The sequence below is a fragment of the Dietzia sp. KRD202 genome (assembly GCF_017168155.1).
Lineage (GTDB): Bacteria > Actinomycetota > Actinomycetes > Mycobacteriales > Mycobacteriaceae > Dietzia > Dietzia kunjamensis.
Map to the genome: position 1 here is coordinate 445,617 of NZ_JABFAN010000019.1, position 14,412 is coordinate 460,028.

The 14,412-nt window shown below is 64.8% G+C and carries 7 protein-coding genes and 1 pseudogene; 4 read left to right on the forward strand and 4 right to left on the reverse strand.

The window, feature by feature from the left end:
• Window positions 1-48: 48 nt before the first annotated feature.
• The 4 genes and pseudogenes from J1M64_RS17785 to J1M64_RS20590 form a co-directional block, all read right to left on the reverse strand.
• Complete coding sequence (locus J1M64_RS17785) at window positions 49-2,184, reverse strand: DEAD/DEAH box helicase family protein (RefSeq protein ID WP_206474999.1); 2,136 nt, start codon at window positions 2,182-2,184, stop codon at window positions 49-51.
• On the reverse strand, window positions 2,181-4,397 hold the full coding sequence (locus J1M64_RS17790) for a sigma factor-like helix-turn-helix DNA-binding protein (RefSeq protein ID WP_206475000.1): 2,217 nt from the start codon (window positions 4,395-4,397) through the stop codon (window positions 2,181-2,183). Before J1M64_RS17790 ends, J1M64_RS17785 begins: the two co-directional genes overlap by 4 nt.
• Window positions 4,398-4,847: 450 nt before the next feature.
• Window positions 4,848-4,985: pseudogene (locus J1M64_RS17795) on the reverse strand (integrase core domain-containing protein); the annotation flags it as partial.
• Window positions 4,986-5,003: 18 nt separating this feature from the next.
• Window positions 5,004-5,387 (reverse strand): hypothetical protein, encoded by a 384-nt coding sequence (locus tag J1M64_RS20590; protein WP_206475001.1) that lies wholly within the window; start codon window positions 5,385-5,387, stop codon window positions 5,004-5,006.
• A gap of 571 nt (window positions 5,388-5,958) precedes the next feature.
• Here J1M64_RS20590 and J1M64_RS17805 point away from each other — a divergent pair.
• The 4 genes from J1M64_RS17805 to J1M64_RS17820 all read left to right on the forward strand — a co-directional run bounded on the left by J1M64_RS17805 (window position 5,959) and on the right by J1M64_RS17820 (window position 12,701).
• Entirely contained in the window at window positions 5,959-7,392 is a 1,434-nt protein-coding gene (locus tag J1M64_RS17805) for a DUF3375 domain-containing protein (RefSeq protein ID WP_206475002.1), read from the forward strand.
• Entirely contained in the window at window positions 7,389-8,024 is a 636-nt protein-coding gene (locus tag J1M64_RS17810; RefSeq protein WP_374220870.1) for a DUF4194 domain-containing protein, read from the forward strand. The genes J1M64_RS17805 and J1M64_RS17810 overlap by 4 nt, the downstream gene beginning before the upstream one ends.
• Window positions 8,017-11,445: an ATP-binding protein gene (locus J1M64_RS17815; RefSeq protein ID WP_206475003.1), complete on the forward strand. Its 3,429-nt coding sequence runs from the start codon at window positions 8,017-8,019 to the stop codon at window positions 11,443-11,445. The genes J1M64_RS17810 and J1M64_RS17815 overlap by 8 nt, the downstream gene beginning before the upstream one ends.
• 110 nt (window positions 11,446-11,555) lie before the next feature.
• Complete coding sequence (locus tag J1M64_RS17820; protein WP_206475004.1) at window positions 11,556-12,701, forward strand: PD-(D/E)XK nuclease family protein; 1,146 nt, start codon at window positions 11,556-11,558, stop codon at window positions 12,699-12,701.
• Window positions 12,702-14,412 lie beyond the last annotated feature (1,711 nt).

Here is a 14,412-nt window from a genome sequence, read left to right on the forward strand (position 1 = left end):
CCCTCGTTCTTGCGCCCCTGGGGTAGTGTTTCATGCGGGCGATATGATTCAAAGATGCATTAGCTGGTACTGCTCCTTTAGAGGCCTCAACAACTTCAAGGTGGCCTCGTAGTTCTCTGACAACTTACCGAATTCGTTCGCCCGTTCTAACTCCCGGGTCAGCAACCGGCGCTCGATATCGAAGTTTAGGGGGGCTCCAGGTGGGGGAACGGCGAGGTAGTCTAGAATTTCAGCTCTGTCTTTGCCTTCGGCTTTTCGGAGCAGTCGGCCTCTTCGTTGAATGAATTGGCGAGGGTTGCTGCTACTGGCTAATAGGTAGCCGGTACGCGCATCCGGGATGTCGACTCCTTCATCGAGGCAACGCATGGCCACGAGCACCTTCAGGTCATCGCCGGAACTGAAGCGGCTCAGTAGTAGCTTCCGTTCCGACCGTGGGGTCTTGGAGGTGTAATTGTGCGCTGGCAGGTGTAGTTCGTTGCCGACGAGATTCATTACCTGTTGAAGTTGATTCGTCCCCGACGGTTCGCCAGCGGGAGAGGGTCGGGTCCCTTCAGCGCAGTAGACCAGCTGGTACCAAGTGTCCCGCCGTTCTCGGAGGTCGTGGCGCAGTGCATCCAGCTTACCTTGGGCGTGGCCCAGGACACCGGCACGTTTGCGAAGCAAGAGGCCGAGTGGAGAATTGGAGTCGTTGTCCAGTTCGTGTCCTGCTGCGATTGCGGCAGCGATGTGGGCCGAAAGCTCGATGTAGAGTTGGGTCTCGTCCTCGTCGAGTTCAACGAGCCGAGGAATGTAGTTGTACCGGCAGAGGGCGCCCATTTCGATGGCGTCGCCTAATCCCAGCTCATATACGATTGGTCCGAAATAGCTGATGAGTGCATCGGTCCCTTCGTCATCGAACCACCTCTCAGGGGTTGCGGACAGGGCCAGCCGATACGTTGCATTTGCTGGAAGGCGGGATCGATACGTAGGAGAGCCGAGGTTGTGTGCTTCGTCGGCGATTACCATGATCGGCTGGGTGATACGGGCCAGAATCGCCTGGAACTTTTCCCCCGAGAACGAGTCGTAGGTGGCGACCATGGCGATGATCGGGCGCTGCCCCAGTCTAATCTGAGTAAGCTGCTCCTCAACCAGTGGCGGCCACCTCTTGCTCGACTCGTAAATGGGAACCGGGCGGACGCCGAACTCCACCACCTCGGACATCCACTGGTCTACCAGGTGTTGTAGGGGTGCAAGGATTAGCAGGACCAACGGCTCCCCGCGGTGCTCCAATACTTCCGCCAACCGTGTGGCAGCCATCATCGCGGTTTTCGTCTTTCCGGTTCCGGTCGCCATCTTGAGGATGCCTCGGCCCTGGTGCTTTAGCCATGAGTACACCGCAGTCTTCTGATAGTCGCGGGCAGTTAGCCAGCTTGGGATCTCCAGCTGAGTGCGTTCGTCAACGACTTCTGCTGTTGGCTCTAGGGCGTTGTCTCGAGCGGGCAGAATGAACGTACGCTCTTGGCCGAGACGGATGAGGTGTGATCGAGCTACTTCGGGGAAGTCGATCACGCTCAAGAAGGGGGTCTCGTTCGCCCACAGTTCCTCGAAGTCGTTTTCGAGGTTCAGAGCTCGGGCGCCGTCTCCCTCTAACCAGCCCCGATAAACTTCAAGCGACTCGAAGTTGGCGGCAAGTCCTCCTGCTGTCTCGTTACTGCTGCCCGTGAAGGCGACCAGGTCCCCCACTGGATCTCTGAAAATGCCGATTTTCTCGTGGTAGATGCCGATGTGGCCATCTCGCATGACAAACGCCAGCTTAATATCAAGTCGTCCCTCGGCGATGAGTCGACCGAGCAAACCCAATCCGTCGAGTACCGGACCGCGGTCTTCGGCTCGTAAGACATGGTCGGTACTACGTGCGATCACCGAGCGAATATCGTAACCGCGTTCGATGTCCAGAGCATCTTCTTCAGTCAGGTGGGGAGATGCGATCAAGCGCATCGCCCCGCCACTGGCGGCGAACGTCTCGATGCCCCGAGAGTAAAGCGCGAGGCTGGTAGAAGAGAAGTATCCTACCGCCCTGCTGTAGCTGGCGGCGACCCGAAAAGCAGGAACGTAGAAATCCTGAACTACATCACCGCGGTTGCTTCTGTAGCGGTTCGATAGCTCAAGGCTACGCAAGCCTCCGTGCGTGGAGGTATCGGTCATAACAACCCCATGATGTCGTCTACGTCCGCGCTTTCCGTTCGCGTGGCCGGTAGCTGTCCGGTCTCCAAGTTCTCACGAGCTGCCAGGATCAGATCGGCTACTTCGTCGTCTCCTCGCGAACGATAGCCGCCGATGATGCTGCTCACAGGGGAGTCGTCGGGAAGCTTGATTGCTCTCGCCAAGGCGACGCGGGCCTCTTCGGAGTCTCTGGGAGCCGGAGAGGCCACGAGAGAAAGCGCATCGGTCAGCGGGTTACCTCCCAGTTCTGGTGCGCATTCGAAACCAAACGTCTGGTTGTCGTTGATAATTAGGAACACCTCGGTGCCGGTAGCGACATCCGCCTCCATGAGGAATCGACGGATTGTGCCGAACGCTGGCTGGATACCAGTCCACGAGATGGACTGGGGACCGAGTCGGGATTCCAATTGGATCGACTGCCCGGCCTTGAGACTGGTTACCGCCGCGACGGCCAATGGGGCGACCGTTCCGCTACCGCGCAGGTGGTCGGTGGTGACTTTGACGCGGTATGCCCACCCGTCTGGGCGCCGGAACATTCGCCGTGTGTTCTCCGGAGCTTTGCGTGCTGAGCGATCACCGCTGTCAAGTTGCACTACTCCGTCGATAGTGATGAATGGTGCTGCTCCGGCGTACGCGATGACGCTGCTGCTACTCACGCTGTACCGGGCGGTGATGTACTCCACGACGTCGTTGAGTCGTGCCCGCCCGCCGCCTCGTCCCACCAGCTCCCGGATGACAGAACGGATTCCGCCGTACGCTTCCATGCCCCACTCTTTGAGTGCCCAGCTATCACGGTCGACTCGCTCGAATCGGTCATCGATGCCCATGGCATTGCGGAGCGAGCCAACGCTACGTTCGTAGATGAAACGGTCGATGATCTGCTGAGCGCTCAAGGGCGCTCCTTCGATGGAGAGGATCGCCGCCGCATAGTCCCCCACCGATGACGTTCTCGTGAGGACGAAATCGCCGTGGGTCACATACCCGCAATGGGAGAGCCACTCGGCGGTGAGTGCGGGACGAATTTCGGCGTTGCTAGCCTTGATGATGTCGATCTCGTCTAGGCGAATTACTCCGTGTTTGTCGGATCGCTCGGATAGCTGTGTCTGGGTGAGCTCGCGGGCGGCGTTCATCGTCGGGACTGCACACCAGCCGTCCTCGATCTCGTAAGCGTCGTCCAGACGGTCAAGAACCCGCCACGCCGGCTGTCCAACACACGCCACTACTCGTCTGAGAGCAGGTATCAATTGCAGTAAGTCGTCTAGCGGACGAATTGTCCCTATGAGCGCGCGGGCTCGGTCCGCAACCTGTTCCAGCGGGCCGGTATCTGAAATCAGGCTGAGCATAGTGCCTCGTGCTTTGCCTTCGATCTGCCTAATTCGCTCTCGGGTAACGCCGTGGATGAGGCCGAGTTGATCCAGTGTCATCGGCTCGTCGGCGAAGAGCCTCGAACCGAGTACCTCTACAGCGCGGGGCTCCAACTGCCTCAATGCGTCATCGAACAACTCCGACACGTCATGGTGCAGCAGTTGCGCGGGCAGAACTGCTTGTGGAGTGAGTGACTCGAGGCGAGCGCGTGCCTGCATGATCTCGTCGGGAGTGCCAGGCGGGACGTCGCCGCTGATCAGCCGCTGAGTAGGCAAACCGACAGTGACGAACCACATGGCGAGGTGGTTCAGGTCGTCGACTATCGAAACCGTCCATTCGGGGAGCTGCGTCGGTTCATGCGGGATGGCGTCAGAGGGACTCTGCGATTCTCTCCGGGAGGTGACCGTCGGTGTGGCCAAAGACGTAGAAAGCTCGGCTAGTTCTTGAAGGATCGAGTCCACGGTCCCAATACCGACCCCGCTCCAGTCCAGCATTTCGTCAAGAGTGATGGTAATCAACTGGCCAGCGGCGCAGCTGCCTCCTCCGAATCGCGCGAGAGCATTAACTGCTCGCGTGGGAAGAGGGAGTTGCATCAGGTCGATGTTGGGCGGAAGCCCGGGAAAGATCTGGCCGATTGTCCAGCGGGTCAGTCGCTCCATTGCGAGTTCCGAGATAGTTGCCAACCGTGATCGGTAGGTGAGGGGATCTGCGTCGACGATCTCTTCTTGCCACCAGTTAACGTCGTTCGATCCGGACGCTCCCGCGAGCCATGGAAAGGCATCCGCCCAGACGAGCGGGCGAGCATCGCGGCAAGTGAGGTCAGGGTTCATGGTAAGGGGCTCCTTTGCACCTGTTGGTCGACCCAGGTATAGCAGGGCCCTACGACACGGCCAGAGGCGCGCCATAGCCGCGCGAGGTTCGATGCCCAACATTGGCAGGGTTTTCCACCTCTCTTGCTGAATCTCGTCTTGCCAGCTGGGTGCGGATTGATGTGCAGTGAGTCACGAGGAGATGCGGCTGTTCGCGTGGTGGTGTTGCCGCTGGCGTGGGATTGACCTGGGCGATTGCGATTGGGGCCGTCTGAATTTCCATCCTGACCCTCACATTAGGCACGGACCATCGTCTCCATAGAAGAACGAACAGATCAGGTGTCCTGATTCAGATTTCGGAAGACCTACTTCCTACTGACCGGAGACTGCTGCACGGGTGGAAGAGATCTGATCTGGAGCGCCGAACGGTGCCGCTGGACTGAACCTCCTTGGCTCCGTTGGAGGGTCTTGCTAAATTAGGCGGCCTGATGGCCGGTCGCATAGTTGGAACCGGTACATCTCCTCATAACCGACAGGTGGCCGGTAGCCGATCGCGGAATGTAACCGCTTGCCGTTGAACCACCTCACCCAGTCCGCGGTCTCGCGTTCGACCTCGTTGCGTCCGGACTACCTGCGTGAGGAGTTCAGGTCGATCTGTTCTGTCTTGTACCGGCGGGCGTTCCGGTCGGTCGCGCTGCCGAGGTTGGGTAGTCCGACGTTCTTACCGGCCAGGTCGGCGAGGCCGCCCGGGAACGAGTCGGACTTCTTTCTAGAAAGGTCCAGGGTGGGCAGGGCGACGAAGTTGATGATGTTGCGGTGCCCTGAGGTAAGGACCTTGAAGCACCCGCTCTGCTCCAATGCTGTGACGATGATGCTCCGGGGACCGTACATGACGGCGATCTCCCCACGCAGGCCGGCGGCGACCGCGTTCTGGCCACTGGGATTGGGGATGAGTTTCAAATCGAGATTGCGGTTCTCGAACAGGCTCTGATCTGGGGCGACCCAGTCCAACAGTCTCAGGATTGCCTGCTCCTGGTATCCGACCTTCAGGGGAGTCTGCCCGTCCGCGTTGGCCTCAACCTGACTCGTGCTGCTGGAGCATCCGGCAAAGATGGCGAGGGTCGCCAGAGGGGCGGTGGCCTTCGCGATGTGCCCCTTGATGGGGGTTTGCTTTGCGTCGGGCCCGTTGAGGGGGCTTGCGGAGGGCGAATGGGCTGTGGGCGGATCACCTTTTCGGGATTGGCTACGGATCCGATCACACACCTAGCCAATCGATTGACTGGAAAAGTTTCGACGGATTCTCGGGCGCGGGTGAAGTTGACAGGCTCCCGTCCGGAACGACGTCTGCCGGTCCTGTCGGCCGCCGCCCCGCAGCCTCCTCCGCTTCGAATAGGCGAGTGCCCCGACCTCTGAGTGGGTCGATAATTGCTGCTCATTGCGATTATCGGGCCTTCGCGCGTCACTCTCGATTCCGAGGAGTGGAGGTCTCCGGCATAGGCTGTCTCCCCGGCGCGTCAGGGCCCACCCGCCCTCCACGCCACGACTGACGCAGCCGATTCCATCTACCCGCAAGGAGCCCCACGTGGAGTACGCGCAGATCGAGGCGCTGCGCGAGCGGCATCCCGCCTGGCGGATGCTGCGCGCCACGCACGCGCCGCTGCTGCTCACGGTGCTGGGCCGGTTCTTTGTGGAGGAGGGGCGCGGGGCCAGCTCAGAGGGCGAGCTGGTGGCGGCGCTGGACGACCAGCTCTACGCCATCAACGCCCAGGATCCGCAGAACCCGCGCTTCCTGCGCATGGCCGCCGAGTATCTGGCGGACTGGGCCGGCCCGGAGGCGGGCTTCTTGCGCCGCTTCTACCCCTTGGGTGCCGACGAGATCCACTACGACGCAACCCCGGCCCTGGAGAAGGCCTACGCGTGGGTGCAGGGCCTTGCCGAGACCTCCTTCGTGGGCACCGAATCGCGCCTGCAGACCGCGGTGGACCTGCTGCGCCAGATCGCCCAGGGCACCGAGTCCGATCCGGCCAAGCGCCTGGACCAGCTCGAGCGCCGCAAGCAGGACATCGAGCGGGAGATCGACCAGCTCCGCCAGGATCCGGACTCCGGCCTGCTGGACCGCACCGCGGTCCGCGAGCGCTACCAGCAGTTCGCCACCACGGCCCGCGAGCTGCTGGCCGACTTCCGCCAGGTGGAGGAGAACTTCCGCGCCCTGGACCGCTCGGCGCGCGAACGCATCGCCACGTGGCAGGGCAGCAAGGGCGAGCTGCTGGCCGAGCTCGTCCACGGCCGCAGCATGATCGACTCCTCCGACCAGGGCCGCAGCTTCCAGGACTTCTACGACCTGCTGCTGTCCACCTCGGGCCAGGAGGAGCTGTCCATGCTGCTCGAGCGCCTCACCGGCATTGACGAGCTCGGCGCGGACCGGCGCCTGCGCACCGTGCACCACGGCTGGGCGGAGGCCGCGGAGCGCACCCAGCAGACGGTCCGCAACATCTCCGAGCAGCTACGCCGCTTCACCGACGACCAGGTGTGGCTGGAGAACCGCCGGGTGCTGGACCTGGTGCGCCAGATCGAGACCTCGGCGCTGCAGGTCCGCGAGGGCGAGCTCCCGGACCTCGGCCTGGAGCTGGAGGAGACCAGCATCGATGTGGCGCTGCCCACGGATCGTCCGCTGTTCACCGCCCGGCCCGCCGCGGAGGTCAACAGCCTGCTCGATCCTGTGGACACCGAGGAGGTCGACACCTCGGTGCTGACCGACCAGGTCGTCGTCGACCCCGCCCGCCTGGCCTCCCGCATCCGGGCGCTGATCCCGGTCCGCGGCACCGCCCGCCTGGAGGACATCGTCACCATGTACCCCCTGCAGCACGGGGCGGCCGAGATCGTCGGCTACCTGGCGCTCAAGGACGACGACCTCGAGGTGACCACCAACGAGCACGAGGAGACCGTGATCCAGTACCACGAGGCCGGCAGGTCCATGCGTGCAGTGATGCCGCGGTTGGAGGTCAGGCGCCGATGAGCGAGGCACACCGCGCCGCCCCCGACTGCAGCGCATCCGACAGTGCTGGACCCGACCGCGCCGCCCCCGAACGAGCGGTGGCCGTCAGCGCCATCCGCCTCATGCAGGGCGTGGTCTACCAGGAGACCGACGCCTGGGACGACCTCGTCCGCCACCAGGGCGCTGTCCGCGACCACTTCGCCGTGGTCGGCCTGGAGGTGGTGATCGACGACGACGAGGGCTACGCCTACCTGCGCACCGCCGACACCCCGGAGGGCGAGGACGCGCTTCCCCGGGTGATCCGTCGCCGCAGCCTGACCTACGCCGACAGCCTGCTGCTGGTCCTGCTGCGCAAGCGGCTCGCCGAGTTCGAGTCCGCCGGCGATCCCGGGCAGTTGGTGCTCACCCACGACGAGATCGTGGAGATGATCCAACTCTTCCTGGCGCGCAGCACCGACGAGGCCCGCGAGGCCCATCAGGTGGACGCCTCCATCAACCGGCTGGTCGGGATGGGGTTCCTGCGCCAGCTCAAGGACCGCAAGGGCACGTGGGAGGTCCGCCGGATCCTCAAGGCGTACGTCGACGCCGAGACCCTGTCCGATTTCTCGGCCAAGCTCGCCGAGTACGCCGAAGCGGGGGCACAGCATGACTAGCAGCCTGACGAGCGCCACCACCAGCGGACTGTTCTCCTCCGTGGAGCTGGGAGCGGGCAGCCGCCCCGGGTTCCGACTGGCCCGGCTGGAGGTCCTCAACTGGGGCACTTTCGACTCCCGGGTGTGGCACCTGGACTCCGCGGGGGAGACGCTCCTGCTCACCGGCGACATCGGCAGCGGCAAGTCCACCCTCGTGGACGCGGTGAGCACGCTGATGCTGCCCTCGCACCGGATCGACTACAACAAGGCCGCCGGTGCCGCCCGCAAGGAGCGCACGCTGCGGTCCTACGTCGAGGGCCACCACAAGACCGAGCGCAACGAGGCCACCGGCACCGTCCGGCCCGTGGGGCTGCGGGACGCGCGCTCGTACTCGGTGATCCTGGGCGTGTTCCGCAACGAGGGCTACGGCGACGAGGTGACCCTCGCGCAGGTCTTCCAGCAGCAGGACGCCACCGGCCAGCCGTGGCGCCGGTTCGTCACCGCCGACCGGGCGCTGTCGATCGAGGGCGACTTCACCGACTTCGGCACCGACCTGTCCACGCTGCTCACCCGGCTCAAGGACTCCGGCGCCGCGGTGGAGAAGGACTTCCCGACCTACGGCCGCGCGATGCGCCGGCTGCTGGGGATCCGGTCCGAGCAGGCCATGGAGCTGTTCCACCAGACCATCTCCATGAAGTCGGTGGGCGACCTCAATGAGTTCGTCCGCACCCACATGCTCGAACCCGCCGACGCCTCCGCCCGGATCGAGGGGATCCTGCGGCACTTCGAGGACCTCACCCGCGCCCACGACGCCGTCAAGCGCGCCCGCACCCAGCTCGACGCGCTGGAGCCGCTGGTCGAGCAGATCGAGACCTACGACGCGGCCCTGCGGCGCCGCGAGCGGCTGCGCGACGAGCGGATGGCGATCCGGCCCTACTACGCCGAACTGCGGCTGAGCCTGCGCCAGTCCGAGATCGACACCCTGGGCCACGAGGTCGCCACCGCCGTCGCCGAGCTGGGCCGCATGCGCGAGCGGACGCAGGAGCTGGCCACCGAGCGCGACAGCCTGGTCACCGTGCGCGCCGAATCCGGCGGCAATCGCGTGGGTGACCTCGAGCGTGATGCCACCGCTGCGCGGGAGCAGTTCGAGGAGCGTCGTCGTCGTCGGGATCGGTTCACCGACGCCCTCCACCGCGCCGGACTGGATCCGGTGACCGACGAGGCGGGGTTCACCCGCCTTGCCGAGCACGTCACCGCCCGCCAGGCCGAGCTCGACGCCCTGGCCGCCGACCTCAAGACCCGGCACGACGCCCTGGTCATGGACCACGGCCAGCGCCGGCGGCTGCTGCGCGAGGTGACCCAGGAACTGGAGAGCGTGTCCGGGCGCTCGAGCAACATCCCCGCCGAGCAGCTGCAGGTCCGCGACCAGCTATGCACCGGGCTCGGCGTGGACGCCGCCGACCTGCCCTTCGCCGGTGAGCTGATGGACGTGGCCCAGGAGCACGCGCAGTGGCGCGGCGCGGCCGAGCGGGTGCTGCGCGGGTTCGCCCTGTCCCTGCTGGTGCCGGAGAGCCTGTACGCGGGCGTGTCCGAGTGGGTGAACTCGCGCCGGCTCACCGCCCGCCGCTCCGACGGGCGCGAGGTGGGCGTCCGGCTGGTCTACGAGCGGGTGCCCGAGCGGCACGTGCCGCTGCAGCGGCCGCAGGCGGCGGGGTTGCTGCTGGCCGACACCATCGAGATCGCCGACTCCCCGCTGCGGGCCTACCTGGCCAAGGAGCTCTACGCCCGCGCCGACCACCGGTGCGCGGACACCATGGAGGAGTTCCGCGCCGCCGATCGCGCCGTGACCATCCAGGGGCAGATCCGGTCCCGCGGCTGGCACGTCAAGGACGACCGGCAGTCGGCCACCGACGCCCGCGGCTGGGTGCTGGGTTGGCGGACCGAGGACAAGGTGACCGCGCTGCGGGCCCGCCGCGCCCAGCTGGAGGGCGAGGTCGCCGAGCGGGCCACCCGGCTCGACGCCGCCGTGCGCGACCAGGCCACGCTGGGGGAGGCGCGCACCGCGCTGATCCGCCTGGCGGAGTACACCACGTGGCGGGACCTGGACTGGGCCGGGGCCAAGGAGCGCGCCGAGTCCGCCGAGGCGGAGCGGCGCCGACTGGTCGAGGGCAGCAGCGAGATGGCCGAGATCGACCGGCGGCTGGCCGACCTCGACAGCCGTAGGGCCGCGCTGGCGGAGGACGAGCGGGAGCTGGCCGATCACCGCAGCCGCTGGCAGAGCAGCATCGACCACGAGACCCGGCAGATGGCGCGTGACCAGCGCGCCCTAGCCGAGCTCGACGACGAGCTGCTCTACGCCGCCCGGGAGGTGTACCCGCAGCTGCGCGAGCGCCTGGGCTACACCGAGGACAAGGGCGCCGAGTACGCCCAGACGGCGGACGAGGCCCACACCGCCGAGCAGGCGCTGGGCGACGCCGTGGACGCCGACGTGGAGCGGGCCCAGCGGGAGCTCAACGGCCTGACCACCCGCATCCAGCAGGCCATGGCCGAGATCTGCCGGCGGTGGCCGGACCAGACCAAGGAGATGGACGCCTCGATCGCCGCGCGGGACGAGTTCGTGCGGTTCCACGCCCGCCTGGCCGACGACGACCTCCCGCGGTTCGTAGGCGAGTTCGAGGAGCAACTGCGCAAGAACACGATCCGCGAGCTGGCCGGCTTCCACAACTGGCTGCTGCGCCAGGCCGACGACATCGGTCAGAAGATCGAGAAGACCAACGAGGCGCTGGGGGCGATCGACTTCAACCCCGGCCGGTACGTGCGCCTGGACCGGGAGAACACGGTCAACCAGGAGGTCCGCCAGTTCCGCGCCGACCTACGGGGAGTCACCGACCAGGCGTTCGGCGGCGAGGGGCAGTACTCCGAGGAGCGGTACGAGCAGGTCCGGGCCATCCTCGAGCGGCTGCGGGGCCGCGAGGGCCACAGCGACGGGGACCGCGCCTGGCGCTCGCGCGTCACCGACGTGCGCAACTGGTACACCTTCTCCGCCTCCGAGCGGGACCGCGAGACCGATCAGGAATGGGAGCACTACCGGGACTCCGACGGCAAGTCCGGCGGGCAGAAGGAGAAGCTGGCCTACACCATCCTGGCCGCGTCGCTGGCGTACCAGTTCGGGCTGGAATGGGGGGCCGACAAGGCCCGCGACTTCCGCTTCGCCGTGATCGACGAGGCCTTTGGCCGCGGCTCCGACTCCTCGACCCGCTACGCGCTGGAGCTGTTCGCCAAACTCGGCATCCAGCTGCTGATCGTCACCCCGCTGCAGAAGGTGCAGGTGATCGCGCCCTACGTGCGGTCGATCGGCTACGTGGACAACGTGGACGGCCGGTGCTCGAGGCTCGTGCAGATGACCACCGAGGAGTATCACGAGCTGCGCGGGGGGCGGTGACGGCCGGATGCGAGGGCAGAGCTCGGGCACCGCTAGCTGTTAGGCGTCACCGGAGACCTGGTGACCTGTTTCTCGCGTCGCTCCGCCTTTGCTGATGATGTACTTGCCACATGAGTGACATAGCGAGCGTCGACGCAGCGACTGATCACGGTGTGAGGTCAGGGCCCGAGGTGATCGCCGCCTTGGGCAAGGATCTGATGTACCAGCTGTCCACGGCGGGCCAGGAGTTATTCCATAGCAACATGCTTTACTGGTTGGCCACCAATGCTCCGGACGCCTCCGCCGCGATCTGGGAGCTGTTCGGCTTGGAGACGCCGGACGCCGCCTTCCGCGAGTATCAGAAGGTAGACCTATATGTGAAAAGCGCAGAGCGCCATTTGTTCTTGGAGAACAAGGTCATGGCGCTCCCCGACGCGGAACAGTTGGCGCGGTACTCCGAGAGGCTGGAGAAGCAGGGCTTTGGAGACAATGCCCAGTGGATACTCCTCACGCTCATACCGCCGGTCTTCGAGACTTCCCGTGTCGGTTCGGGGCGCTGGAGGTGCGTCACCTACCGCGAACTGTTGCCAGCATTGCAGGAGACGATCAACGCCCTGGAGGGTAGCGATCGCGACGTGGTGACGCGGTACGCGGAAATGGTTGCGAACCTGGTCGATCTCGCGGCCGTGTACGACCCCCAGCGCGATGTGAATTCGCCGTTCTGGCTGGAGGCAACGCTGCAGGAGTCGCTAGAGAAGTCGAGGCTCGCAAGCGTGGTGAAGAAGCTCCAGATGACACGGTGTGCGGAGGGCATACGAGAGCGGCTCAATGCTGCGGGGGAGAGAGCGGATGGCGCCCGGGTCGATGCGGGAATGTCTACTCGCAGCAAAGCAGGGATTGTCCAGCACTTCATTGAGTACAAATCCGGGCGGGTCACGCGGCAGCTCGGATGGCAGCTCGAGGGGCGACAACTGCGTTTGGTCGGCATCATCGGCGACAAGGAGTGGAAGAGGATCGATCCCAGCCAACGAGGTCAGATCCTTGAGGATGAGAACGAGGGATACTTCTCCTTTGACGACGGGTTCGAGGAGTTCGGTGAACTGCTGGAGCCATACTCGGGCAAGCGCGATTGGCTGCAGTACGGCGAACAATTCCGGTACCGGTACTCGACGGTGAAAGAGGAGACCACCTGGTCGGAACTCATTGAGCTGCTGACCGGTGCCTCGGAAAGGGCCTATCGGCAGGTGGCCCAAGCGGGGCAGCAACTACCGCATTGAGAGAGTGTCGACGTGTCCTCTCACGGGCACTGCGGCCAGCTCTGAGTGCGTCAACGTCGCCGTCGTCGCCCCCTAGCTGACTTCCCGGATCGCACGCACCGGTCACCCCGACCTATTGATTACCCGCGTAAGACCGGAGGAAAGGGACGCGTACTTGGTCGCCTTGCGGATTGCTACATAGTCTTGCTCGCGTGAGAGCGATGAAGCGGGCGGCGGTAAACCGGCCCTTCCGGATTTAGAGTGCGTTGATCCGGTTCTGGAGCTGTCCGGAGTGGATGAGCGACCGCAATATGTAGTGCTTGAGGTTGCGGAAGCCCAGGGCGATTCCGCGGAGGTGCTCGAGGCGTCACTCCGTTCGAGGATTCGGTAGAAGGTTGACTCGAAGGATCACACGGTGGCCGCTCTACATCCGTACACAACACGGAATCGCAGACGATCTCGGCCACCGAGTTACACCACTCTATGGGGCACTACTAACGCCGGTGGCTACCCAGTGCAGTTCGACACCGCGGACGTATGGCAGTCCGGGTTTCCTGCGACGCAGACCGAGAGCCATCTCGAATCCGAGGTGAGTGAGCTACGGCCCCGCACGTCGCTCGTCATCGACGATGTCGGCCATACCCGTTCGACACCGGTGCAACGAAACGGCGCTGGCAGCTCGAGGCCCACCGTCACGAGCGAAGGTCGAACCCCGCCGCCTCGAAGAGGGCGCAGTGCGACTGGGGACACAGCGTCGCCGAGACGGTCTCGCCGGTCGCGGATATCGAACTTCGTCCACCATGCCGAGATCCGACCGCTCGGCGAACACTCCCACCCGGGCGGGAGGTGTCGCGACACCACGACCGCACAGACCCGCGACCAGTGGGGGTGGGGTCAGTAGCCGCCCGCTACGTAGGTGGCGTTACGCGTCCGCCTTTGACACCCCGTCCCGAGCGGGGGGTCGGGCGCCACGGATTACACCGGTTCCCGATTGGGACTCCTCCTTGGGCGCGGGGCCCAGTGTGGTCATCTCGGCTGGCTTGTTCACCTAGCGAGGCCGTTCCGACGAGAGCCCTCCAGTATCCACGCAGCAGGACGACGGTGAAGGGTCCGTTGGAAGGGGCCAGCATCGCCCCTCCGCCGAACGAGCCGTATTCCACCGGGCGGGCTGGGTTCTTTAGAAACCGCCGGCCACCGCCCGGTCGGGCGTACATCGTGACATCCGCAGGGCAGGCGACACGCCGATGGACTCGGCGGGCGATACAGCGGGTCTTACTCGAGAGCCCGCAGTGGCGGCAGTAGCGCGATCCCAACGGCGCCCCGGACGGACCGACGCGGCTCGATGCAGTGAAAAAGCGACCTACCTGCGGAAACAGGCCCGATTTGGTTTCGTCGACACTCCCGTGTAACTTTATCGGAGCCGCCAGGGAGCGGGCCGGAGCCGAGAGGCGAGGGCCTGGTTCGGGTGGTGGGAAAGTGTGGGTGTCCGGTTCTCCTGGTTTGACTGGGGCGGGCGGGTCACCTACGCTGGAGAAGTTGCCCCGAGCGGGTGGCGGATTGCAGTGACTGCCCCGCGAGCTGGTTGTCTTCGGATGGCTGGTCAGTGGTGTGTGGGTGTTGTTTGAGAACTCAACAGTGTGTTTTGTTTGTGATAGTGCCAAATTTTTTGTTTGGTTGCGACCCTTTCACATCCCTGTCGTGGGGGTCGCGTTTTTGTTTGAACAGCCAGTTT

Coding starts and splice junctions, on each gene's coding strand:
- J1M64_RS17790 (WP_206475000.1), bottom strand. CDS start 4,397: ATGAACCCTGACCTCACTTGCCGCGATGCTCGCCCGCTCGTCTGGGCG.
- J1M64_RS17815 (WP_206475003.1), top strand. CDS start 8,017: ATGACTAGCAGCCTGACGAGCGCCACCACCAGCGGACTGTTCTCCTCC.
- J1M64_RS17810 (WP_374220870.1), top strand. CDS start 7,389: ATGAGCGAGGCACACCGCGCCGCCCCCGACTGCAGCGCATCCGACAGT.
- J1M64_RS17820 (WP_206475004.1), top strand. CDS start 11,556: ATGAGTGACATAGCGAGCGTCGACGCAGCGACTGATCACGGTGTGAGG.
- J1M64_RS17785 (WP_206474999.1), bottom strand. CDS start 2,184: ATGACCGATACCTCCACGCACGGAGGCTTGCGTAGCCTTGAGCTATCG.